The 22,193-nt window shown below is 72.0% G+C and carries 21 protein-coding genes and 1 pseudogene; 12 read left to right on the top strand and 10 right to left on the bottom strand.

What is annotated here, in order from left to right; translation table 11 throughout:
- The 4 genes from EAO76_RS32355 to EAO76_RS32340 form a co-directional block, all read right to left on the bottom strand.
- The coding region (locus EAO76_RS32355; protein ID WP_187438858.1) for a serine protease at positions 1-934 on the bottom strand (934 nt) is incomplete at its 3' end.
- A 68-nt stretch (positions 935-1,002) separates the two neighbouring features.
- Positions 1,003-3,363, bottom strand: a complete 2,361-nt coding sequence (locus EAO76_RS32350; RefSeq protein ID WP_148839477.1) for a polysaccharide lyase 8 family protein — start codon at positions 3,361-3,363, stop codon at positions 1,003-1,005.
- A gap of 106 nt (positions 3,364-3,469) precedes the next feature.
- Complete coding sequence (locus EAO76_RS32345; RefSeq protein WP_148839475.1) at positions 3,470-7,342, bottom strand: endo-alpha-N-acetylgalactosaminidase family protein; 3,873 nt, start codon at positions 7,340-7,342, stop codon at positions 3,470-3,472.
- Positions 7,343-7,464: 122 nt separating this feature from the next.
- Entirely contained in the window at positions 7,465-7,872 is a 408-nt protein-coding gene (locus EAO76_RS32340) for a MarR family winged helix-turn-helix transcriptional regulator (protein WP_262376029.1), read from the bottom strand.
- A gap of 222 nt (positions 7,873-8,094) precedes the next feature.
- On the opposite strand from EAO76_RS32340, the gene EAO76_RS32335 reads away from it, so the two are divergent.
- On the top strand, positions 8,095-8,478 hold the full coding sequence (locus EAO76_RS32335) for a hypothetical protein (protein WP_148839471.1): 384 nt from the start codon (positions 8,095-8,097) through the stop codon (positions 8,476-8,478).
- A 109-nt stretch (positions 8,479-8,587) separates the two neighbouring features.
- On the opposite strand, the gene EAO76_RS32330 is transcribed toward EAO76_RS32335, so the two are convergent.
- A complete protein-coding gene (locus EAO76_RS32330) occupies positions 8,588-8,986 on the bottom strand; it encodes a VOC family protein (protein WP_148839469.1) in 399 nt (132 codons plus the stop codon).
- Positions 8,987-9,078: 92 nt separating this feature from the next.
- Between EAO76_RS32330 and EAO76_RS32325 the strand changes: the two genes are divergently transcribed.
- Both EAO76_RS32325 and EAO76_RS32320 read left to right on the top strand, forming a co-directional pair.
- A complete protein-coding gene (locus EAO76_RS32325; protein WP_148839467.1) occupies positions 9,079-10,098 on the top strand; it encodes a YafY family protein in 1,020 nt (339 codons plus the stop codon).
- Positions 10,099-10,273: 175 nt separating this feature from the next.
- On the top strand, positions 10,274-10,912 hold the full coding sequence (locus EAO76_RS32320; protein ID WP_148839466.1) for a LysE family translocator: 639 nt from the start codon (positions 10,274-10,276) through the stop codon (positions 10,910-10,912).
- A 125-nt stretch (positions 10,913-11,037) separates the two neighbouring features.
- On the opposite strand, the gene EAO76_RS32315 is transcribed toward EAO76_RS32320, so the two are convergent.
- Together EAO76_RS32315 and EAO76_RS32310 are read right to left on the bottom strand one after the other, a co-directional pair.
- Positions 11,038-11,484: a hypothetical protein gene (locus tag EAO76_RS32315; protein WP_148839464.1), complete on the bottom strand. Its 447-nt coding sequence runs from the start codon at positions 11,482-11,484 to the stop codon at positions 11,038-11,040.
- 83 nt (positions 11,485-11,567) lie between these two features.
- Positions 11,568-11,945, bottom strand: a complete 378-nt coding sequence (locus EAO76_RS32310; RefSeq protein ID WP_148840430.1) for a hypothetical protein — start codon at positions 11,943-11,945, stop codon at positions 11,568-11,570.
- 157 nt (positions 11,946-12,102) lie between these two features.
- On the opposite strand from EAO76_RS32310, the gene sigJ reads away from it, so the two are divergent.
- The 3 genes from sigJ (at position 12,103) to EAO76_RS32295 (ending at position 14,827) form a co-directional block, all read left to right on the top strand.
- Positions 12,103-13,113, top strand: a complete 1,011-nt coding sequence (sigJ, locus tag EAO76_RS32305; protein ID WP_148839462.1) for an RNA polymerase sigma factor SigJ — start codon at positions 12,103-12,105, stop codon at positions 13,111-13,113.
- A gap of 79 nt (positions 13,114-13,192) precedes the next feature.
- Positions 13,193-14,266: a MerR family transcriptional regulator gene (locus EAO76_RS32300; RefSeq protein WP_148839460.1), complete on the top strand. Its 1,074-nt coding sequence runs from the start codon at positions 13,193-13,195 to the stop codon at positions 14,264-14,266.
- A gap of 51 nt (positions 14,267-14,317) precedes the next feature.
- Positions 14,318-14,827, top strand: coding sequence for a hypothetical protein (locus EAO76_RS32295; RefSeq protein ID WP_148839458.1), 510 nt, complete (start codon positions 14,318-14,320; stop codon positions 14,825-14,827).
- 171 nt (positions 14,828-14,998) lie between these two features.
- Here the strand turns inward: EAO76_RS32295 and EAO76_RS32290 are convergent, their stop codons facing one another.
- Entirely contained in the window at positions 14,999-15,871 is an 873-nt protein-coding gene (locus tag EAO76_RS32290) for an MBL fold metallo-hydrolase (RefSeq protein ID WP_148839456.1), read from the bottom strand.
- A 184-nt stretch (positions 15,872-16,055) separates the two neighbouring features.
- Between EAO76_RS32290 and EAO76_RS46805 the strand changes: the two are divergent.
- Positions 16,056-16,309, top strand: a pseudogene (locus tag EAO76_RS46805) (DUF397 domain-containing protein); the annotation flags it as partial.
- Between the two features lie 111 nt (positions 16,310-16,420).
- Here EAO76_RS46805 and EAO76_RS46800 read toward each other — a convergent pair.
- Positions 16,421-16,936 carry a hypothetical protein gene (locus EAO76_RS46800; protein ID WP_262375863.1) on the bottom strand — a complete coding sequence of 172 codons (516 nt, stop codon included), beginning with the start codon at positions 16,934-16,936 and terminating at the stop codon, positions 16,421-16,423.
- Positions 16,937-17,040: 104 nt separating this feature from the next.
- Between EAO76_RS46800 and EAO76_RS32280 the strand changes: the two genes are divergently transcribed.
- Positions 17,041-17,769, top strand: coding sequence for a TetR/AcrR family transcriptional regulator (locus EAO76_RS32280; RefSeq protein WP_148839454.1), 729 nt, complete (start codon positions 17,041-17,043; stop codon positions 17,767-17,769).
- A gap of 231 nt (positions 17,770-18,000) precedes the next feature.
- Positions 18,001-19,227, top strand: a complete 1,227-nt coding sequence (locus tag EAO76_RS32275; protein ID WP_148839452.1) for a glycoside hydrolase family 64 protein — start codon at positions 18,001-18,003, stop codon at positions 19,225-19,227.
- A gap of 67 nt (positions 19,228-19,294) precedes the next feature.
- Here EAO76_RS32275 and EAO76_RS32270 read toward each other — a convergent pair whose 3' ends face one another.
- Positions 19,295-19,807 (bottom strand): GNAT family N-acetyltransferase, encoded by a 513-nt coding sequence (locus tag EAO76_RS32270; protein ID WP_148839450.1) that lies wholly within the window; start codon positions 19,805-19,807, stop codon positions 19,295-19,297.
- A gap of 257 nt (positions 19,808-20,064) precedes the next feature.
- Here EAO76_RS32270 and EAO76_RS47790 point away from each other — a divergent pair, with 257 nt between their 5' ends.
- The 3 genes from EAO76_RS47790 to EAO76_RS32255 all read left to right on the top strand — a co-directional run bounded on the left by EAO76_RS47790 (position 20,065) and on the right by EAO76_RS32255 (position 22,126).
- Positions 20,065-20,460, top strand: coding sequence for a winged helix-turn-helix domain-containing protein (locus EAO76_RS47790; protein WP_262376027.1), 396 nt, complete (start codon positions 20,065-20,067; stop codon positions 20,458-20,460).
- A 21-nt stretch (positions 20,461-20,481) separates the two neighbouring features.
- On the top strand, positions 20,482-21,042 hold the full coding sequence (locus EAO76_RS47785; protein ID WP_148839446.1) for an IS630 family transposase: 561 nt from the start codon (positions 20,482-20,484) through the stop codon (positions 21,040-21,042).
- A 91-nt stretch (positions 21,043-21,133) separates the two neighbouring features.
- Positions 21,134-22,126 carry an immunity 49 family protein gene (locus EAO76_RS32255; RefSeq protein WP_148839445.1) on the top strand — a complete coding sequence of 331 codons (993 nt, stop codon included), beginning with the start codon at positions 21,134-21,136 and terminating at the stop codon, positions 22,124-22,126.
- The last annotated feature ends 67 nt before the right edge of the window (positions 22,127-22,193 follow it).

Here is a 22,193-nt window from a genome sequence, read left to right as displayed (position 1 = left end):
CCGCTCCCCCGGGTCCCGCCCCCGGCGGTCGGTCCGGCGGGGTGCCGCCCGTGAGGAGCCAGTCGCGGTACGCCGCGGCCTGGTGGCGGGGCGGACGGATCCGGGTCACCAGCTCGTCGACGAAGTCCTCGGGGGTGGTGCGCCCGCCCCGGTAGACGAGGTGGGCGCGGTGCAGTTGGTGGCGCAGGGTGCGGTCGCGCCCGCCGCCGTGCGGGACGACGCTGAGCCGCACCTCGGGCTCGTCGCCCCCGGCGAACCATCTCCGCAGCCGCCGCGCCAGCCCGTGGTCCCAGCCGTCCGGACCACTCAGCTCGGCGACCAGGGGCACGAGTTCGGCGATCTTGTCGATCGGGACCATGTACGAGAACGCCAGGTCGTTGTCGGCGGGCAGCGCCAGGTCGCGGTCGCCGCGCCAGCTGACGACCATGCCGACCACCCGTTCGGGCGGTCCGGCGGGGCCGCCGCGCACCTGCACGGCGGCCCCGCTGAACCCGGGGCGCACCACCTGTTCGTTGCGTCCGGCGTCGAGCTGGATCCACGCCCCGTGCGCCCCGCCGATCCGCCCGGTCAGCCACATGCCGTCGGCGAAGGCCCGCGCGTATCCGCCTATCCACACCTCACGGCCGCGTTCCAGGCTCCGGTCGAGGGAGGCGGGGGTGGCGTGCGGGCGCGGGCTGTCCAGGGCGAGCACCGCGATGTCCTCGCGGGTCGCGCCGAGTCCGGGCAGCCAGCCGCCCTCGGCGACGCGTGCCCCGACCGGTGCGATGCCGGGGTTCTCCGCGAACTCCACCCACATCCGGGTGTCCGGCTCCCCCACGACGTGCGCGCAGGTGAGGGCCCGGTCCTGGGTGAGCAGCACCCCGGCGCCGCAGACGGGCCCGTCCGCGGCGCCGCGTCTCAGCCGCAGCCGCCAGTCCGCTCTCAACTCCCCCATGACGCACGAGAATACGCGCGCGACGGGTGCCGCTCCCAGCCCTTCGACACACTCCGGTCACCCATTGGCTACCGGACGTCACACCGGAGGGTGACGCCCGCGGTGCCCGGGTCGACCCGGAGGACCAGGCTCCGGCCGGTGGCGCGCACCTCGATGCCCGGGTCCGCGGACACGACCTCGCGCACCGGACGGTCCCACACCACCTCCACCGGGGTGCCACTGCGGTCCGGTCCGCTCACGCACAGCGTCGTCGTGCCGCGCCGCTGCCGTACGAGCACGCTCGCCGGGGCCGTGGCCGAGAGCGGTCCCGCGGTGCCCGCGCGCCAGAAGTTGGCGGCGGTCAGTCCCAGTGCGCGCACCGCGACCGCCTGGGCGGTGGCGGTGTTGGCGAGCACGGTCAGCCATCCTTCGTCGGCGGCGCGCTCGGTGACGGCGCGGCGGGAGGCGCCGGGCATCAGCAGGTAGACGTGGTCGGCGGCGTCCGGGTCGGTGCCGTGGTCGAGCCAGAGGGTCTGGTAGCGGCGGGTGCGGCGCTCGGTGGAGCTGGTGGTGTTGATGTCGGACCAGGCGCCGGTGCGGTCCTCGCGCAGGGTGCGCAGGTCCGCCCCGCCGGGCAGGACCCAGCCGCCGTGGCCCTCCAGGTGGGCCCAGCGGGGCCGGGGGCGGCTGTCGACGGTGAGCATCTCGGTGCCGTTCTCGCCGAGCATGCGGTTGTCGACGATCGTCTCGACGGGCACCCCGTCGGTGGCGGTGATGCCGGCGCCGAGGCAGATGACGGTGTCGGCGGCGCAGAACCACGACGTGCGGGCGTCCAGGGTGGAGCCGAGGCCCTTGAGGTGCTGGCCGACCGCGCCGTACTCGCCGTCGGTGGCGCCGCCGACCCAGTTCGCCGCGGGTCTGGCCGCGCCCCATTCGCCGCCGGCCCGGTCGGCGAGCCGCTTGGTCGACACGGTCGTGCCGGGCAGCCGGTAGGGGTCGACGGTGGGCCAGAACCAGTCGGTGTACTGGTCGTTGTGCGCCGCGCCCGGCCACCAGTAGAGCATTCCGGCGCCGGTGTGCCAGCCGCGCGGGTTCTCGCCGTTGCCGCATTCGTAGTACGAGATCCGCGAGGAGGCCATGGAGATGCCGGCGGCCCAGTCCGGGCGGCGGTGGACGGCGCGGGCCATCTGGGCGAAGAGGTGGTGGCCCACCCGTTCCGGCGCGGCCGGGACGGCGGTGGCCTGCACGGCGTGCAGCCGGGCCAGGTCCGCGACGGGGAACTGGCGGGCGGTGAGGACGGGGCTGGTCCGGTCCCGGGCGATCCAGCCCTTGATCATGCCGTGCCACCGGTCGCGTTCGGCCGGTGAGGCGCCCGCGGCGAGGAGGGCGATTCCGGCGATGATGCCCTGGCCGTGGAAGTGGTCGCTGCGCATCACCTGGAGGTCGTCGCTCCTCAGCAGGCCGCGGCTGATGGCCCGGCCGTTGACGCTGTCCATGACCAGGCCGTTGTGGATCAGCGGTGCGTAGGCGCGTTCGACGCTGTCCAGGATGATCTGCCGGTTCGGGTCGGTGACGGCCCAGGTCGATCCGGCGAGCAGGGCGAAGAGCCGGCCGAGGCCGTCGAGCATGACCTGGCCGTAGGTGCCGGAGTAGGCGACGGTGGTGTGCTGGACGAACGACCCGTCCGCGTACAGGCCGTCCCCCTGGGTGACGTGGGGGAAGACCGGGGACAGGGCGTCCCTGGCGAGGGCGGTCTTGGCGGGTGACCGGCCGAGGACCCCGCGCACTGCGACGGAGCGGCACAGGTCGACGCGGTTGGCTCCGGTGGAGGTGCCGCTGTAGTCGCGCAGGACCGTGTCGGGGATGAAGTGGTCGACGGCCGCGCAGGCGGCCTCGATCCGGGCCGTGCCCAGCTGTTCGTACAGCACGGCCGCGATGTCCATGAGGATGCGCGGGCTGCCGATCTGCCACTCCCACCAGTTGCCGTACGGCGTGACGGAGGCGTGATAGGCGGTGGCGGCCAGGTGGTCCCAGCCGCGCAGGACGTCCGCGAGGAGGGCGGCGTCGCCGGTCGAGCCGGTGCCGGGCTGCGCGTACGCCTGGGTCATCGTCCACAGTCGGCCGTAGCTCCGGGTGATGCCGGACGGCGGGTCGAACGCGAGGCCGGGCCACAGCGATTCCGCGGCCGGGCTCATCGTCGACCGGAAGCCGCGGGCGAGCGTGCCCGTCCCGGCCAGGCGGGAGGCGAAGGGTTCGGCGCCCGGGTCGTAGCCGGTGCCGAGCGCGATGTCGGTCCAGCGGCGGCGGAGGGTGTCGAACTCGTCGGCGTCCGGGGCGGTGTCCGTCGCGGGTCCGGCGGCCGTGGCGGAGCCGGGGAGGGCGACCGCCAGGGCGGTGGCGGCGGAGAGGGTCAGCAGGGTGCGGCGGGACCAGCCGGGCTGGTTCGGCATGTGCGGCTCCATGTCGTCGGGGGCGGCCGTCGGGAGGTGGGGTGGCCTTGCATGCGCGACGCGGGACGGGCGCACCCGGTGGGCGCCCGTCCCGCATCATGGTGGATCAGTTGCCGCACCGGAAGCGGGCGTCGCCCCAGTCCGCGTGGTCGTTGCCGTTGCCGTCGCCGCCGTCGCCGACGACCAGGTCGACGTACTTGGCCCCGGTGACGTCGGCCGTGAGCGACCAGGCGCTGTCGGCCGCCCTCAGCACCGGCGACTTCACCTTCTCGGTGCCGTCGGCCAGGACGGAGAACTGCACGCTGCCGGCGCTCTTCTGCACGTCGTCCACGCCGACCCGGGCGGTGAACGAGGTGCACTTCCCGCCCAGGTAGTAGCGGACCTTCGCCGGGGCGTGGGTGCCCAGGCCCTTGGTGTAGACGGTGCCGCCGATGGTCAGCGGGGTGCCGTCGCCGGTGCCGGTCTCGCCGTTGGAGAGGTTGCGTTCGACGGGGCCCCAGCCGTTCTCGGAGGCCGTCCAGTCCAGGTCTCCGGCCCAGCTGTCGGTGGTGGGCGGCGGGGGCAGGGTCCGTACGGAGGTCTGCGCGCCGAGCGTGCGCCGGGCGTCGCCGACCGCGTACTTCGCCTCGGAGCCCAGGTCGTACGTCCGGTACTCGGCGTCCACCGGCGGGGTGACCCGCCAGGTGGCGGTGGCCTCGGCGCCCGACGCGACGGAGTCGAAGGAGACGGCGCCCGACGGTTCGGCCGTCCAGCCCTCGGGGACGGTCAGGGTCAGGGCGACGCCGGTGGCCGCCTTCGCCTCGTGGTTGGTGAACGTGGCCCTGACGGTGTTGGCCGTGCCCGGTTCCAGGGTCTCGGCGCCCGGGTCGATGCCGAGCGTGCCGCAGGCGGCCTGCTCGGAGGCCGGGGCCGGGCCGAGGTCGGTCACGGTGAAGGAGTCGAGGACGAAGTCGGCGCCCTCGGGGGCGTCGCCGCGCTTGCGCAGCCCGGTCCAGGTGTCGCCGCAGCCCGCGGTGACGGTCTCGGTGAAGTGGCCGGTGGTGCGCTGCTGTCCGACGGGCGTGGCCCGGGTCTCGACGGAACCGGGCCTGCCGTCCGCGGTGATCCGGTCGTAGCCGTCGACCCATTCGTAGGCACCGGCGTGGCTGGACTGGTAGTCGTACTCGACCTGGTAGCGGTGGCCGTCGGTCATCGGCACGGTCCAGGGGGCGGTGCGGTAGACGAGGCCGGAGTTCTCCTCGTGGGACTTGAGGGACTCCTTGCCGCCGATCACGTCGTCGACGAGCTTTCCGTTCCAGCCGGCCTGGGTGTACGGGGCGTGCAGCCGGGTGATGACGGTGCGGGGATCGGTGGAGCCGCCCGCGTTCCCCTTGAGGAAGGGGCCCCAGCCCTGGTCGACGTCCTCGAAGTCCTCGTGGACGACGGTGTTCGCCCTGGTGCTCGGGGCGTTGGCGACGATCCGTACGTCGTCGGCCCGGACCTTGGCCGTGCTGTCCCCGGCCGCTTCGACGCGCAGGGTGGCGCGGCCGTTCGCGGGGACGGTGAAGTTGACCTTGGCGCGCTGGAAGTAGGTGCCGTGCCAGTCGGAGGCGGCGACCTGGTCCTTGACGGTGGAGCGGTCCACGGCGACGGACTTCCCGCCGATCGAGAGGGTCGTGTGCCGGGTCTTCCCGGGCTGGACCTCGATGAGCGCGGAGGCGGTGTAGCGCTTGCCCGGGGTGAGGCCGTCGATGCGCTGGGCGAGCGCGGCCGGGGCCCCGCCGGAGAGTTCGGCGCTGTTGCGGCCCTGGTCGTCGGTGTCGCGGGTGACGGTTCCGGTCCTCGACCAGTCGCTCAGGTCGGCGTCGTTGAAGCCGGGGTCGTCGACCGGGGTGCCCTCGCCCCACCGGGGGTCGGCGGCCTTCGGCGCCTGCCGCGGGTACAGGACGTACGGCTGTCCCGCCTCGGCGGTCAGCGTGATCCTCCCGTCGACCGGCTCGACCGTACCGGTCCTGACCCGCCCGTTGTCGGTGAGCCGGTAGACGGTGTACGTGCCGTTCGACGGCACCTCCCAGCTGCTCGTACCACCGGACTTGCTGTAGTGGTACAACTTCTTGCCGCCGTCCCAGGGCAGCAGGTAGTCGGTGCCGCTGAGGACCTTGCGGCCGTGGTCGTAGAAGGTCCGCCTGCCGTCCTCGACGGTGCCCCGGACGCCGCCGGTGAGGGTGACGTCATTGCCGTCCCAGCGGGTGATCCTCTGCTGCTGGAGGTACTTGGCGGGCAGGTTGCGCTGCCAGATGTTGTCGTGGAAGGCGTTCCAGTCGGTCTCGCCGGTCCAGCCCTCGAACTCCTCGATGGCGCTCTGGCCGAGGACCGGGTCGTTGTTCCAGACGTCCTTCTCGCCGTTGCGGATGAACCGGATGATCTTCGAGTTGAGGCCCTTGTTGGTGGCGCCGCCGTAGTCGAGGTCGTTGGCCCAGTGCGACCAGAGCGAGGCGCGCTCGAACTTGTCGGCCCATTCGGTGGCGACGTTCCAGCCCTGCTTCCCCACGGCCCGGAGGGTCTTGTCGGCGATCCAGCCGTGGGTGTAGTAGACGTCGATGTAGAGGAGGCTCAGGTTGCGGTCGGTCTCGTCGCGCAACCGCTGGAAGCGCTCGGCCAGGTCGCCGCTGTTGATGTCGCGGCGCTGGTCGATGTAGTAGCTCTGGCCGAGCCAGTTCCAGCCGGGCTTCGTCCTGTCGACGAGCTTCTCGTCGAAGGCGTCGGCCTCCGCGTACGCCTCGGTGGCGTTGACGTGGACGCCGAAGGTGGCGCCCCACTTCTTCCCGTCCTTCAGGAGCTTGTTGAGGTCCTTCAGCCCGCCGGCCCGCTCGTTGTAGTTGCCGCCGTAGTCGGGGTGGGCGGAGTCGTGGCCCTCGGAGGCGTAGCCCTTGAGGACGGCGAGCTGTCCGAGGCCGTCGGTGGCGAGCGAGATCCGCTTGACGTCGTCGAGGGTGCGCAGGAAGGGGTGGGTGGCCTGGCTGGCGAAGTTGAACGGGATGTGGGTGACGACCCGGTCCGGGGTGTCCTTGCCGCCGGGCGCCTCGATCCCGATGGAGCGGAACGCGACGGCGCCGTCCTGCCAGTCCACGGCCTTGTCGCCGTTGGCGTCGGGGGTGACGACGACCTTCGCCCAGGGCAGGGCGTCGCCGCTCTCCGGCTTCGGCGCGCCGTCGCCCCGGTAGGTCCACTGGCCGGACCAGACGCCGACCCGGACGCCGCCGTCGTCCGCGGTGCGGGCCTGGTGCCAGAACCGGGCGTCGTCGCCGCCGGTGGCGCCGGACGGCTTGTCGTACGAGGAGTTGGACTCGACGGCCGCGGCGAGCGCACCCGTGTTGACGATCGCGTACGAGGCACCGACCGGCGCCTTGTCGGCGGCGGTGTCCGCGGTGACCCTGCCGAAGACGTCGGCGGTCTTCGTCGAGTCGTTGTCCAGCCGGGTGAAGGCGGTGGCGGCGCCGGGTTCCGTGGAGCCGACGGAGACCAGGTCGTGGCCGGGGATGTCGATGGTGCCCACGCGGAACGCCTCGGTGTCGCGCACGGCGGTCACCTCGAACGTGGTGGCGCGTCCGGAGACGGAGAGCGAGGCGTCGATCTCGACCCCGGGCAGGTCGGCGAAGGTCAGCGTGTAGCGGGCGGACGAGGCGGTGAGCACGGGGGTGCCCTTGAGCTTCACCGGGTGCGCGGTGCCGTTCAGGGTCACGGCGGTGACCGGCTGCGTACTGCCGAACAGCCGGTTGCCGCTGGCCCTGTCGGTGTACGCCAGGACGCGCGGGAAGTCGTCGGCGACGGCCACCGAGAGCTGCGCGGAGCCGATGACGGTGGCGCCCGCGGGCACGGCCGGCCCGGCTGTTGCGGACGGGGGAGCTGCGGCGGTGGCGGGGAGCGCGGTCCCCACCAGCGCCAGCACGGCGGCTGATGCGGCGGCGACGGCGCCCGCCGAAGTGAATCTTGGCGACATGTGCTCTGAGTAGTCCCCGTGACCGGACACCGTCAACGACCTGCTACGACTCGGGGCGCTCCAGTCCAACAACCCTGTCGCGTAAGTCCAAGTGGGCGGTGCGCGCACGCGACCGGCCCGGCTCAGTCCTGTTCCACGTCGCCGACCGCGGCCTCGTACGCGAGCAACGTGTCGACGAACAGCTGCCGCTGATCCGGCGTCAGGGGGGTCAGCGCCTTGCGCCAGGCGGCCGCTCCCGGGGCCAGCCAGGCGGTGATCGCGGGCTCCTGGTCGGGTGCGATGCCGATGATGCGGCGGCGCCGGTCCGCCTCGTCCGCGCGCCGCTCCAGGATTCCCTTCCGGTTCAGGTCGCCGACCAGCAGGCTCACCGTCGTCGGCGCGACCTGGAGCCGGGCCGCCAGTTCGTTCACGGTCATCGGCCCGTCGAAGAGCAGATAGGAGAGCAGCGAGAGGTGGCGCGGCGCCAGCGCGAAGGACCGCAGCGCCTCGGGCACGGGGATCTTCTTGACCCGGCCCACCATCCGGGGCATGAGCAGCAGCAGGTCCCTGACGGCGTCGTCGACCTCGCTCCCGTTCCCGCGGCCCTCCGCGGCGCCGTCGGCCTCGTTCCCGCAGCCCTCCGAAGCGTCGCGCTCCCCGGACCTTGACATCGCACACCCCTCCCCAGTTACCTTTGCCCTCAAAGATATTTCTCTTTGTTCGCAAAGCGAACTGCTCTTCAGCGTACCCACCGACCCGAACGGAGTCGCTCCATGCCCCACTTCAATGTGCACATCCGCGAAGAAGCCCTCGACGGAACGGTGGAACCGAAGCTGATCGCCGCCCTGGCCGACGCGGTCGGCACCGTCTACGGCGAGGGGTTCCGCCGCCTCGTCGGGGTGGACCTGATCGGCATCCCGCAGCACCGCCGGGGCATCGGCGGCAAGCCGGCCGACATCGACGCGCCCCTCGTCACCCTCAGCATGCGCGAGGCCGCGTACCACCTGCCCGAGGTCCCGGACGCCCCCGCCCGCCTGGTCGCCGCGACCACCGACGCGGTGGCCGGCGTACTCGGCGAGGCCGTGCGCGAGCAGGTCATCGTCACGATCACCGGCGTCCCCGACGGCCGCACCGGAGTCGCCGGCGCGGTGGCCTGACGCCGCACGCGCGGGGGCCGGGGCCCTGAAAAAGGGCCAGGGCTCCCGCGCGAGCGGCCGGGCGCAGCCGTGCGCGGTCGTACGCGGTCGTACGCGGTCGTACGCGGCCTCAGCGCGCGAACTTCTCGACGGCCGCCGGGGTGACGGGGGTGAAGAAGTTGACGAGGTTGCCGTCGGGATCGCGGAACAGCAGCGACCGGTTGCCCCAGGGCATCGTGGTGGGCCCGCCGACGAAGTCGGTGACGAAACCGGCCAGGTCCCGGTGGACGCGGTCCACGTCGTCGACGAGGAACTCGGTGATCACACTGCGGTTGTCCGCCGGGCGGGCGGAGCCCGGGGCGAACAGCGGGACGGTGCGGGTACCGGCGATCGCGAGGGTGGCGCCCGCCGTCCTGAGCTCGGCGAAGTCCTCGGTGGCCCACGTCGCCCGCACCCTCGTGGCCCGCTCGTAGAACTCGACGAGGCGCGCCACGTCGCCGGTGATGATGCGGATCGAGACGAAGTCCATGGAAATCCCCTTGGTCGTGCCGGAGTGTGCACGCCGCAGGCTAGGAGGAATACCGGACAGAATCGGTCCGGTATCCGCATTAGGCTGCACACATGCCCCGACCCACCGGCCGCGTGCTGACACTCCTGGAACTGCTGCAGTCGGGCGGCACCCGGACCGTGGCCGAACTCGCCGACCGGCTCGGCGTCGAGGGGCGCACCGTGCGGCGGTACGTGAACCAACTGATCGACCTGGACGTACCCGTGGAGTCGGTGCGCGGCCGCTACGGCGGGTACCGGCTCTCCCCCGGGTACCGCCTGCCCCCGCTCATGCTCGGCGACGACGAGGCGCTGGCCGTGCTGCTCGGCCTGGTCGCCGGCCGCCGGGCGGGGCTGACGACGGCGGAGCGCACGGCGAACGAGACGGCGTCGGCGAAGATCCGGCGGGTGCTGCCCCGGCACGTCGCCCGCCGACTCGACACGCTCCTGGACACCCTCGCCTTCACGGACCGGCCCGACGATTTCGACACCCCGGACAGCGGGGTCCTGCTCACCGTCGCCGACGCGGTGCGCCACCACCGGCCGGTCTCGATCCGCTACACCGACCGCGACGGGCGGCGCAGTGAACGCACGCTGCACGCGTACGGGATCGTCGCCCACGCGGGCCGGTGGTACGTCACGGGCGAGGACGCCGGGATCGGCGAGGACCGGACCTTCCGGCTCGACCGCATCGCGGACGCGAGGACCCTGCCCGGCTCCTTCGAGGTGCCCGCGGGTACCGATCCGGCGCAGCGCGTGCTGTCGGGGTTCGCCGCGGCCGAGTACCGGCACGAGGTGACCTTGCGGATCCACGGGACGGTCGAGCAGGTCCGTGCCCGCCTTCCCGCCGCCGTCGCACACCTGGAGGAACAGGGGCCCGCGACGGACCGGGACCCGGCGGAACAGGACCCGACGGACCGGGACCCGGCGGCCGAGCGCTGGCTGCGCGTCGAACTGCGGGTGGAGCGGCTCGACTGGCTGCCCCCGGTACTGGCCGCGCTCGACCGGCCGTTCGTCATCGAGCGCCCCGCCGAACTGCGCGACCTCGTCACCGCGCTCGCCGACCGCCTCGCGTCCTGCGCCCGCCGGACCTGACCGCGCCCCGTAAAACCACCGGGCCCGTCTCCATCGCGCCCCGCAACCGCCGGACCCGGCCGCGCGGAACCGATGGCCAGGACCTGTCTCCTGCAATCGGGAGCGAGCCCGTACGCGTGGGTCATGGAGGAGCACGTGTGCAGGTCGGACAACCGGTGTCGTACGCTGGCCTTCCATGGCAACAAGCACTTCGCTGTGGTCCTTCGCCCTGGTTGTAGGGCTTCTCACTCTGACTCCCGGTCTCGACACCGCTCTGATCCTGCGCACCTCTGCCCTCGGCCTGCGCAGGAGAGCCTGGGGCGTCGTCCTCGGAATCCAGTCGGGCACCCTCGTGTGGGGTGCGCTCACGTCCCTGGGAGTGACCGCGCTCTTCACGGCCTCGCACCTCGCCTACGCGACGTTGCGCTGGATCGGCGCCGCGTATCTCGTCTGGATGGGTGTCCGCATGCTGCGGGACACCTTCCGGGGCCTGCCCCTGACCGGCGTCGGCGAATCCGACCTGCTCACCGGGAAGGACTCGGTCACCGGCGGCTGGCGGCAGGGGACGCTCACCAACCTCCTCAACCCGAAGATGGGCGCCTTCTACGTCGCCGTCCTGCCCCAGTTCATCCCCGTCGGCGCAAGCCACTTCGCCGCGGGGCTGCTGCTCACCACGGTGCACGTGCTGCTCGGTCTGGCGTGGTCGGCCGTCCTCATCGGCTTTGCCCGAGTGCTGCACAGCTGGTTGCGCAGACCTCGGGCCCGTCGCCTGCTCGACCGGATCACCGGGACCGTCATCGCTGCCTTCGGCGTCCGGCTCGCTCTCAGCGACTGAGCACCATGCCTGCCACTGCGCAGAGCCGTGCTCAGCGCCGAGCCCGGACGAGGACTGCGGAAAAATGGAGTACGGCCCGGCAGGCGACGGCGATCTTGTCGGTTCGCACGGCCGGACGGTGAGCGCTAGTTGAGGATGCCGAAGCCGCTGTCGGTGAGGGCCACCACGTCGGGATGACTGTGCGGATGGCGCAGGCCCTCGGGGTGTCTGTCCTTGGCACGGTACGCCGGAAGGCCCACCGCGACGGCAAGCACCCCGATGGCGCCCCCGATGCCGGAGGCGATCGGGAACACGGTGCCGGGATCGTGGTCCGAGGTCATCAGCCAGCCCATGACGAACGCGGTCGGCACCAGGGTGGCCCCGAGGACCAGGCTCCATATCAGCAGCACCCGGGCGCGGAGCGCGGGGCGCCATGCCTTCCTGCACCGGGCGCAGAGCGGGACACGGATCCTGGCCTTCCGGTACGTGATCAGGTAGACGCCGCCCCCTTCCTCACGGCGCAGCCTGACGTCCAGCGCGGCGGGGGGTCGCGCCGGCTCTCCGCAACTCCAGCACTGTTCTTCGCCGTTCACCGGATTCGTCCCCTCCCCGCGAGGTGCCCTTCCAGCGTACGGACAGTCCTCCGTCCGGCACGGACGATCGGCGGAACCGATGGCTAGCCGCGTGCCGCCCCCGTGTCCCGGCGGGCCAGCACCAGCGCGCTCAGGCCGAACATCAGGACGCCCAGCGGGACATGGACCGACGGGACGTGCGCGATGCCGAGCACGACCTGCGCCGAGGCGAGGACGAGGAAGCCGGCCGCGTACCCGATGGGGCGGGGCGAACCGCCGCCCGGCCGCCAGGCCAGTACCGCCGCGAGCAGGTACAGCATCGACGCCCCGTACATCACGCGCGCGCCGACGTCGTGCAGGAGGCCGCTGTGCGACGACGACAGCAGCACACCGGCGCTGACCGCCTGGAGGAAGAGGGTCAGGGTCTGGAGAACGACCGATGTCCGCAGGAACACGGCGGTGCGCCGTGCCGTGTCCGTCATTTCCGTCGTGCCCGTCGTCCGTGTCGTGCCCGTCGTGCCTGTCGTCCGCGTCGTCATGATGCCGTCCCCTCGGTGGATCGATAAGGTCTCACCGGTCCGACGACGCAGGCCCGCGAAGTGCAAGGCGGGAGCGCGACGGGCCGGAGGGGGAGCGGTCATGAACAGGGGTGTACCCGAGCGGGGCACGGCGGGGGCCGCGGGCGAACGGGGCACGGCGGAGGCCACGGGCGGGCAAGGCTCGGTGGATGTCGCGGGCGGGCAAGGCTCGGTGGATGTCGCCGGCGAGCGGCGCCAACTGATCGGCATCGCCTACCGGTTGCTCGGTTCGGTGGCCGAGGCCGAGGACGCCGTGCAGGAGGCGTACGCCCGTTGGTACGCGCAGCCGCGGGGCAAACGCGCCGACGTCGCGTCCCCCGGCGCCTGGCTGACGACGGTGACCGGGCGCATCTGCCTGGACGTGCTCGGCTCCGCGCGGGCCCGGCGCGAACGCTATGTCGGCGCGTGGCTGCCCGAGCCGCTGCCCGACCACGGGGAGTGGGCCGTCGGCGGGCGCGGCACCGACACCGCCGACCCCGCCGACCGGATCGCCCTGGACGAGTCGGTGTCCATGGCCTTCCTCGTCGTGCTGGAGTCGATGACGCCCGCCGAGCGGGTCGCCTTCGTGCTGCACGACGTGTTCCGCTACTCCTTCCCCGAGATCGCCGGGATCGTCGGCCGCACCCCCGGGGCCTGCCGGGAGCTGGCGAGTTCGGCCCGGCGGCGGATGCGTGCCGAGCGCGCCCCCGCGACCTCGACGACGGGGCGGGCCGAGGTGGTGCGGCACGTCAAGGAGGCATGGGAGGCCAAGGACATCACGGCCCTCGTCGGCCTCCTCGACCCCGACGCCGTGATGACCGCCGACGGCGGCGGCCTGGTCGGCACCGTGCTGCGCCCGGTCGAGGGCGGTGCGCGCATCGCCCAGTACATGATCGCGATCGCCGACAGGGCGCCGGGGCTGCGGCTCCTGGAGTGTTCGGTGGCCGGTGCGCCCGGCCTGGTCGCCCAGCACGGGGGCGTCACCGCGACCGTGGCCGCGTTCGACTCCCTCGACGGCCGGGCCACCCGGATCTGGGTGGTCCGCAACCCGGAGAAGCTCCGGCTGTGGACGCCCGGTCGTTTCCGGCCATGACGCCGATGGCGTCGATGACCTCGTTGACGCCCCACGTCGGTGTTGACCTTCGAGTTGGTTGAAGCCCAATGATGGCGAGGTGCCGAATTCCGAACTGATGCCCATCGGGGTCTTCGCGCAGCGCAGTGGCCTGACCTCCAGCGCGTTGCGTTTCTACGCCGACTCCGGGCTCCTGCCCCCCGCCGAAGTGGACCCGGTCACGGGCTACCGCCACTACGGCGCCGACCAGCTGGCGCGGGCCACCACACTGCGTCGGCTCCGTGAGATCGCCATGCCGCTGGCCGCGGTCGAGGCGGTCCTCGGCGCCGGGGCCGAGGAGGCGGCTCGGCTGCTCGACGAGCACCTCGCCAGGATCGAGGGGGATGCGGCGGCGGCGCGGCGGAAGGCTGCGGTCATCAGGGCCGCGCTCGGCGGCGACGTGCCCGGTCTGTTGATCGCCGCGCTGAAGGGGCCCGTGCTGGCGGATGCGGTCGAGCAGGTCCTGACCGCGACCGCGCACGAGCCGGGGATGGCGGTGCTCGCCGGTCTGCACGTCGAGGCGAACGATGAGGCGATCGCCCTGACGGCGACCGACCGGTACCGGCTCTCCACCCGGACCCTGGTGCCGGCCCGGCCGGCGGAGCGGACCTGGGCCGGCACGGTCGACGGCGGCGACCTCCGGGCCGCGGTCGCCGATGTCCGGCGCAGTGCGCTGGTCCGCGTCGAAGCGGTGCCGCACGGGATCCGGCTGCGCATGTCCGGGCGCGAGGACCGGCACTGCCGGATCCTGCCCGAGGAGTTCCCCGACCACCGGCTGATGCTCGCTTCCCTGGACGAGGTCACCACCCGCGCGACGGTCCCGAAGGACCTGCTGTTGCGGGCCCTGGAGGAACACCCCGGCGAGCACGTCGCACTGCACGTCACCGAGCACGGCGTGGGCGTCCGGCCCCCGGACGACGAGCACCCCGGAATCCCGCTCCCCGCCACCGTGACGGGCGAGGACCTCCGGATCCGGTTCGGGGTGACCACGCTCTATCCCGCCGTGAGCACGGCGATCGGACCCGACGTGATGCTCGATCTGAGGGGACACGACCGGCCCGTCACGATCCGCTCCGCCGACCGCGGCGATCTCACCACTCTGGCCATGCCCATCGGGTTCGACCACTCGGCCTGAGAACGACGACCGACGAACAACAGCAACGACGACAACGACGAGGAACACTTCATGCCCACTGCATCCGCCGACCCCGATCCGACCATGGAAGCCATCGGCCGAGCCGTCGTCGAAGGCCGGACGGGCGACGTCCTCTCCGCCCGCCACAAGCTCCTGGACCTGTGGTCGGTGATCGGCGTCACCGGGGACCCGCTGCACCGTTGCTCGCTCGCCCACTACCTGGCGGACCTCTACGAAGATCCCGCCCGGGCCCTCGCCTGGGACGTCCGGGCCCTGGACGCCGCCGACGCCGTGACCGAGCAGCGTGTCCAGGAGCACCACGCAGGCCTCCACATCGCCGGGTTCTACCCCTCCCTCCATCTCAACCTGGCCGACAACTACCGCCGGCTCGGGTCCTTCGACGCGGCCCGCGAGCACATCGACGCAGCCGAGGAGCACGCCCCCGGCCTCCCGCAGGACGCATACGGCGCCTCCCTGCGCACCGCGCTCGAAGAGGTGGCGGAGGCCATCGCTTCGCGGGACACCGCCAAGCGGCCCTCCGCGCCCGGTCCCGCCGCGTGACGCATCGGAACGCGCCCCTCACCGTCGAGGGGCGCCGCCGGCCGGCCGGACGCCCCGGAACACAACGGACACGACGGGGAAGGCGCTGCGGGGCAAGCGCTGTGGGCCGGGCGCGGGCCGGGGCAGGCGCTGCCGAGCACGCGTCCCGCCGAAGCGCGCCGGGGCGCGTCCTCACCAGCGGAGGGCCGTGAAGTCGATCGGCCGGGGCTCCAGCAGCCCCGTGCGTTCCGCCAGCGCCTGCAGCCGCCGGGACATCTCGTCGGCGTCCAGGCGCCGCCGGTCGCCGTGGCCGGGCAGTACCCACTCGAACCGCAGCTTCCCCGCCGTCCTCGCCAGTGAGGCGGCGAGTTCCTCGATGGAGTACCAGGTCACGCTCTCCGCGACTTCGAGGTCCTCGGTCGTGCGCGACCAGTAGAAACTGTCGCCGGTGAAGCAGTACCGGTCGTCCGCGAGGTAGAGCACGCTGCCCCGGGTGTGGCCGGGCAACGGCTGGGCGATGACGCCCTCGCCGATCTCCACCGGGTCGAGCCCCTTGATCACCCGGTCCGCGTCCGGCGCCGCGTCGAGGTCGCCCTCGTGGATCCACAGCCGGGCGCCGAAGTGGTCGGCGTAGCGGCGGCCGTGCGCGGCGTGGTCGCGATGGGTGAGCAGTACGTCGGTGACGGGCCCGGTCGCCGCCACGTACCGCTCGGCGAGTCCGGGGCTCCAGCGCGGGGTGTCGATCATCATGACCGTGCCGGAGGGCCGTCGCAGCAGGTAGGAGTTGGCACCGGCGGTGTGCGTGGAGTTGTGCCCGCACACCAGCACACCGTCGTCCAGTGCCATCGGGAACGGGTCGAGCGCCGGGTCCGGCTGCCCCGAAGCGGGGCGGATCGAGCGGGTGTGACAGGCGAAGACGGCGGCGTGTAAGCGCCGGTTCTCCGCCTCGTCCTCCGGCTGTCGCAGGATGCGCGAGGTCCCGTCCTCCTCGCCGATCAGCTCGGGTGCGAACTGCCGGGCGACGTCGCAGTTGGTGCAGCGGTCGTCCACGTACCAGCTGTCCATCACAGAGGTCCTTCCACTTCGCGTCCATGGGGAACGGCCCGGTCGGGGCCGTCTCTCCAGGGGTACCCCACCCGCGACCGGAACCGGTAGACCCCGCCGATCTTGCGTCTCACCCCCCGACCGGATCTGACGCCGCGAGCACGCCGGGGGGATATCCGGCACTTCAACCGCTTACGTCCCCCACCTGCGCGCAGGCCCGGTCCCCCGCACGGCCGCCCTCGCCCGGTTCAAGTCCGGTTGCAGCAGCGACCGGGGCGGCGCCTGCCTCGAAGTCGCCTACGACTGGCGCAAGTCGAGCCACAGCGGCAGCCGGGGCGGTGACTGCGTGGAGGTGGCCGCCCACCCCGCCGCCGTCCACATCCGCGAATCCAAGGTGACCGACGGCCCCGTCCTCACCGTTCCCCCGCCGCCTGGACCGCCTTCCTGGACGCCACGGTCCGAGAGCCCCGGAACCACCCCCGCCCCGCCGCCCTCGGGCCGGCCCCGGCGGGGCTTCGCGCTTCCCGGGCGCGTGCTCAGGAAGGGAACAGGACCCCTCTGCTCCTGCTTTCAGGCGATCAGGGCGGCGATGCCTCCGGTGAGCAGCCCCACGACGATGATCAGTGGGCTGCCCTTGAGGGCGGCGCCGAGGTGGAACCGGAGATCGCGGTACTCGGCCATGCCCTCGGTGCCGGGAAGAACCAGCAGGCGCGGGCGAAGTCCGGCGAAGATGATCCAGTCGAGGACGACAAGGTCCCAGACCGTCAGTGTGGCGAGGACGAGGGCCGCACAGACGGCTGCGGACAAGAAGTCCAGGCCCTCGCGCAGTGCGCCGTCGAGGCCGATCATCGCCCCGATCATCAGGGGGAGGCCGCAGACGGCCCAGACGAACACGCCGAAGAACAACGCCACCCGGCGGCCGCGGGCGCTCTTGGGTCTGCCGTACCGGCGTCGGATCGCGGGTGGGTAGTCGTTCAGCAGGAAGTCCCTGCTCATGGCGGCTCCGGCGAACACCGCCGCGGTGAACAGCACGCTCAGCGCCAGCCCGTGGCTCAGGCCGTACCCAAGGACTGCCGACCACCGCATGCCAACCTCCCGGAGCATTCCCGAATCCTGGTAAGGGCGACCTAACCTTCCGTCACCTCTAAAGTCAACACCCTGTGAAGTTCAAGGCTCGTTAGGATGCCGCCGTGGCAGAAGCAGACGACGCCGAGACACTCACGACACCTCCGGGCGAGCATGCGGCCGGGGTCCGGAGGCGCCCGGAGTTCCGCAAGGGCCGACCCACTCTGACCAGGGAGAGGATCGCTCGGGCCGCCCTGGAGATCTTGGGCGAGGCGGGGCCGGCGGAACTGACGATGCGCGCCGTCGGCACGCGCCTCGGCGTATCGCCACGGGCCCTCTACAACTACGTGGCCGACCGACGCGACCTGCTCGGGGAGATCGTTGCCGTTTGTCAGGGCGACCGGCCGCAGCCCCGGCTGGACACCGACCGCTGGCAGGAAAGCCTGCGGACCCATTGCCGGGATCTGCGCGCCTGGTACCGCGCGCACCCGGGGATGTTGGCGCTCGCCCGCGCCGAGGACCTGACCCCGTTCGCCTCCGCCGACCTGCTGCGGCCCGACGACGCCCTCGTGGGGTTCTTCCTCGACCTCGGGTTCTCCCCGCAGAACGCTTACCGGGCCTGGTCGATCACCGTCCTCCAGGTCTCCGGGTTCGCAGAGGTCTGGGACGCCTGGCACGACCGGCCGCCGTCCGGTTCCGACCCGGCCGCGTGGACCGGCGTGCCACCGGACCCGGCGGCCGGGGAACTCCCGCATCTGCGTCGCGTCGCAGCCGAATCCGCCTCCGAGCCCCCGGACGTCCTGTTCGAATCCGTCCTGACCATGCTCATCGCGGGGCTGGAAGCCATGAGGTGACCCCTTCGCCATCGGCCCCCGGCCGCCCCTCCCCCAACGACCCGGCATCTGACGGTCGCTTCCGGATGCGCGCGGGCCCGGGACGGGTTCGGAACCGATCTCCACCATCCGCTCCATGACTGCGAGTTGTGAAGGATCGAGATATTTGAGAGCGCTCTCAGGCATAAGCCTTGACGACAGGATCGGCCCTCGCGAAAGTGGAGGACATCCCCCCACACCGCAGGAGTCCCCGTGATCTCACGCAGGCTTTTCCTGACCGGCGCCGCCGCCACCGCGACCGCCCTCACCTACCCCGTCTGGGGAAGCGTCCTGGGTCCGAGCGCGTCCGCCGCGCCCGCGACGTGCGAACTCGCCCTGGAGAACCGCTCGTTGCCGGGCAGGGTCAACGCCTACGTCACCGGTCACGAGCAGGGCACCGACCGCTGGGTCCTGCTGCGGGCCGACGGCAGCGTCTACCGCCCCGACTCCCCCGCCGCGCCGCAGACCCCGCTGCCGGTCGACTGCGCCATCCCGCTGAACGCGGCGGGCGGCGCGCCGGTGGTGCTGACGCTCCCCCAGATGTACGGCGCCCGCGTCTACTTCGTACGCGACGACACCCTCACGTTCCACCTCAATCCCGGGCCCGCCCTGGTGGAGCCGGCGTTCGCGACACCGACCGACGCCAACTACGGCCGCACCTGGTCGTTCTGCGAGTTCACCTTCAACCCCCAGCAGCTGTACGCCAACATCAGCTACGTCGACCTGGTCACCGCGCTGCCGATCGGCCTGACCCTGACCGGCGACGCGACGCACACCGTGTCGCCGCTCCCGGACGGCGCGGTGCAGCGGATCGCGGACGGCCTCGTCGCCCGGGCCGCCGCCGACGGGCAGCCGTGGGACAAGCTGGTGATCCGCGGTGCGGACGGCAGCGTACTGCGCGTGATCTCGCCGCAGAACCTCATGGCGCCGTTCTTCGACCGCCCGGACCAGATGCCGTTCCGCGACGTGTTCACGTCCTACATCGACCGGGTCTGGGAGAAGTACCGCTCCACCGACCTGCGCATCGACCTCCAGGGCGGCCGGGGCGTCCGCACCGGCCGGGTGAACGGGGACGTCCTGACGTTCGAGGGCGGCCACACCTTCACCAAGCCCACCTCCAAGGACGTCTTCACCTGCAACCACGGCCCGTTCGCCAACAACCCGGCCGACCCGGACGACAAGAAGGCCCTACTCGCCCGCCTGGCCTCCGGCTTCAACCGCTCCCTGATGCTCACCCACCCCGACCAGCCCAACGGCACCTCCACCGCCGACTACTACCGGGACCCGACCACCAACCACTGGTCCCGCGTCGTCCACGCCAACACCCCGATCGGCTACGCCTTCCCCTACGACGACGTCCGCCCCGACGGCGAACCCGACGTCTCCGGCGCCGCCAACGACGGCAACCCCCGCCGCTTCACGGTGACGGTGGGCGCCTGAGCCACCGGCCCCGGCCCGCGCCCCCGTGAGGGTGGGCGCGGGCGATCGGGCCGCCGGTCAGGCTCGGTCAGCGCACCAGTTCGGCGGCCAGGAGGTCCATCAGGAGGCCGTCGCGCCAGGTGCCGTCGGCGCCGCGCTCGTACTGCCGCATGATGCCCACCGGCCGGAAGCCGACCTTGGCGTAACAGCGGATCGCCACCGCGTTGTCGGCCGCCGGGTCGATGACCAGCCGGTGATAGCCGTGGTCGTCGACCAGATGACGGGCCACCGTCCGCACGGCGTCGGTGCCCAGCCCCCTGCCGTGCACGGCAGGATCGAGGAAGAGGTCGATGCCGGCGTGCCGGTAGTCGGGCTCTTCCTCGGCGTGCCACTGGATCATGCCGACGATCCGCTGCCGGTGCTCGATGGTCAGATGGTGACTGCCGGAGTCTTCGAGATCGGCCGAGATCTCCGCCTCAAGATCCTCCCCACCCCTCCACCGCGCCCGCACTTCGGGAGTGGCCCGGATGGCGGCCAGGGCGGGAACGTCCTCGCGAACAGTGGGCCGAAGGAAGACGGAAGCACCACGCAGCACGGTCATGGCCAAGAACCCTACGTCTCCACACCATCGAGCCACACCCCCATTTACCTCACCGGACACGGGCCGACACAACCGATCACCAGATCCCCGGCTCCTGCCATCGGCCGGGTGGCCCGAGAGAACCAAGGCCGGGTTCGCGCCGCTTCCATTGATCCGAAACGCTTTGGTTTCATGCTCATTGACGGTGCGTCAGTGATCTGGTGAGGGATGCGCGGACATGGTCGCCGGACGTGCAGGAGGCTGTGCGGTTGCTGGCAGTGTCCGCGTTGGTGGAGGGGCGGGAGCGGACTGAGGTCGCGGCTCTGCTCAAGGTGTCGGTCAGGGCCGTGGACAACTGGTGGACGAGGCGGCAGACCGGTGGCCGGGACGCGCTGCTGTCCCGTCCGCGGGGTCGCCGGGTGGGCGAGCATCAGGTCCTGTCCGAGGCCGAGCAGGCCGCCGTCCGGCAGGCCGTCCTCGATCACACCCCGTCCTGCCTGGGACTTTCCGGTCAACTGTGGACACGGGCCCTGATAGGCGAGCTGATCTTCAAGGTGTACCGGGTCCGCTTCACCGAGCCCGGGGTGGGCAAGTACCTCAAACGCTGGGGACTGACGTTCCGGCGTCCGGACAAGCGGGCCGTCGAGCAGGATCCGGAAGCGGTCCGCGTCTGACACGAGGAGACCTGGCCGGCAATCCGGGCCGGAGCGAAAGCAGAGAGGGATGAAGTCCTCTTCGCCGACCAGGTCGGGATCCGCTCGGACCAGGTCACCGGCCGCACCTGGGGCGCCAGGGGAAGTACTCCGGTCATCCGTCGCACCGGGAACCGGTTCTCCGTGAACGCGATGTCCGCGATCAGCACGAAGGGCCGGATGCACTTCATGGTCTTCACCGAGTCGTTCGACGCGAAGGCCATGTGCCGCTTCCTGGACCGGCTCGCCGGTCACTTCGACCACAAGGTCCACCTGATCGTCGACCGGCACCCGGCCCACCGCTCGAAGACCGTCCGGACCTGGCTCGCCGACCACAAGGACCAGATCGAGTTGCACTTCCTGCCGTCGTACTCACCCGAGCCGAACCCCGACGAGCTCGTCAACGCCGACCTCAAACGCAGCCTGCCCCACACCCACCGGGCCAGGAACCAGGCCGAACCCGCCACCGAAACCCGCAGGTTCTTCCACCACCGACAACGCCGGCCCCACATCGTGCGCGGATACTTCGGCGGCCCGCACCTCCGCTACATCCTCGACGAGTGAACCCAATGCGTTTCTGATCAATAGGTGTTCTGTCAGTGCCCGTTGATAGCGTGCTTCGTCCAGTCGTGGAGTTCATGAAGGGGCGGGGTACGTGCGGAATGTGGCATGCCATCAGGTCGGCGAGCAGCGGTTGGCCGAGGCGCTCGACGACATCGGCGGGCGGGCCTACAGTCGCTGGCACTCGCTGCGGTACGGCAGCATCTCGCCGGCGCTGATCCGGGCCATGGCGGACGAACTGCTCGACCATGTCGCCGCGCGAACGGTGACGGAGCCGGGGCTCGACGCCGCGGCCGGCACGGTCGCCGTCACCGCCGCGGAGTGTGTGCACGGAGTGCTGAGCATCATGTGCTTCCCGAGCGGGGACCAGGAGCTCCGGTTCCCTCTCGTCGGGGAGCGGATCAGTACGGACCCGGACGACGACGAGTTCGGGGACGGGCCCATCACCTTCCGGGACGTCGTCGAGGAGGCGCCCACCGCGCGGACCTGGCTCGACATGTTCGAGGTATGCGTCGTCAGCGGGCATGTGTGGGACTGGGAGCGGGTCACCGGGCTGCTGCTGCGCGGCGACTACGCGCCCGCCATCCGTGACGGCGTGCCCTACAACCGGTACACCTCCGTCTCCGACCCCGCCGACCTCGCCGCCATGGACGCCCTGTGCCCCTATCTCACCGAGGCGGCCGGGCATCTGCCCCGCGACTGGCCGACGGTTCCGCTGCGCAAGCCGGACGCAGGGGAGCGCGCGGAGGCCGCCCGGCGGCTCGACGAGGTCGGCGACGCGCTGAGCGCGGACCAGCGGCTGCTCCGTGTACTCCTCGACGACGACCAGCACGCCTTCGAGGATGCCCTCGTCGCCCGGCTGGTCGCGTACCGGGAGAGCGTCGAGGCCGATGCCGGTGATCCCGTTCCCCGGTCCCTCCTCCCCCTCGGCACCCTCGCCCTGGCCTGCCTCGCCGTCCAGGTCCATGGGTGGGAGCTCGGTGTCCGGTCCGGGTATCTGCCGTACGGTCTGCTGGGATCGCCGGACGCACCGCGCCGGGCGGCGGAGGGAAACCTGAACAACTTGGGCCACTGGGCCGCCAAGTAGGCCACCCGGGGTGCGGAAGTGGGCCCGGCTCGGCATCCAGGACATCGTCGTGGCGACGGACTCGTCC

It is taken from the genome of Streptomyces sp. sk2.1 (assembly GCF_008120935.1).
Taxonomy (GTDB): domain Bacteria; phylum Actinomycetota; class Actinomycetes; order Streptomycetales; family Streptomycetaceae; genus Streptomyces.
Note: the sequence above shows the minus strand (reverse complement) of the source record. Positions and strands in the feature narration are given on the sequence as shown.

Bases quoted from the DNA above. Each gene is read 5' to 3' on its own strand.
- EAO76_RS32350 (WP_148839477.1), bottom strand. From the start codon at position 3,363: ATGCCGAACCAGCCCGGCTGGTCCCGCCGCACCCTGCTGACCCTCTCC.
- EAO76_RS32345 (WP_148839475.1), bottom strand. From the start codon at position 7,342: ATGTCGCCAAGATTCACTTCGGCGGGCGCCGTCGCCGCCGCATCAGCC.
- EAO76_RS32340 (WP_262376029.1), bottom strand. From the start codon at position 7,872: ATGCCCCGGATGGTGGGCCGGGTCAAGAAGATCCCCGTGCCCGAGGCG.
- EAO76_RS32335 (WP_148839471.1), top strand. From the start codon at position 8,095: ATGCCCCACTTCAATGTGCACATCCGCGAAGAAGCCCTCGACGGAACG.
- EAO76_RS32330 (WP_148839469.1), bottom strand. From the start codon at position 8,986: ATGGACTTCGTCTCGATCCGCATCATCACCGGCGACGTGGCGCGCCTC.
- EAO76_RS32325 (WP_148839467.1), top strand. From the start codon at position 9,079: ATGCCCCGACCCACCGGCCGCGTGCTGACACTCCTGGAACTGCTGCAG.
- EAO76_RS32320 (WP_148839466.1), top strand. From the start codon at position 10,274: ATGGCAACAAGCACTTCGCTGTGGTCCTTCGCCCTGGTTGTAGGGCTT.
- EAO76_RS32310 (WP_148840430.1), bottom strand. From the start codon at position 11,945: ATGACGGACACGGCACGGCGCACCGCCGTGTTCCTGCGGACATCGGTC.
- sigJ (WP_148839462.1), top strand. From the start codon at position 12,103: ATGAACAGGGGTGTACCCGAGCGGGGCACGGCGGGGGCCGCGGGCGAA.
- EAO76_RS32295 (WP_148839458.1), top strand. From the start codon at position 14,318: ATGCCCACTGCATCCGCCGACCCCGATCCGACCATGGAAGCCATCGGC.
- EAO76_RS32290 (WP_148839456.1), bottom strand. From the start codon at position 15,871: ATGGACAGCTGGTACGTGGACGACCGCTGCACCAACTGCGACGTCGCC.
- EAO76_RS46800 (WP_262375863.1), bottom strand. From the start codon at position 16,936: ATGCGGTGGTCGGCAGTCCTTGGGTACGGCCTGAGCCACGGGCTGGCG.
- EAO76_RS32270 (WP_148839450.1), bottom strand. From the start codon at position 19,807: ATGACCGTGCTGCGTGGTGCTTCCGTCTTCCTTCGGCCCACTGTTCGC.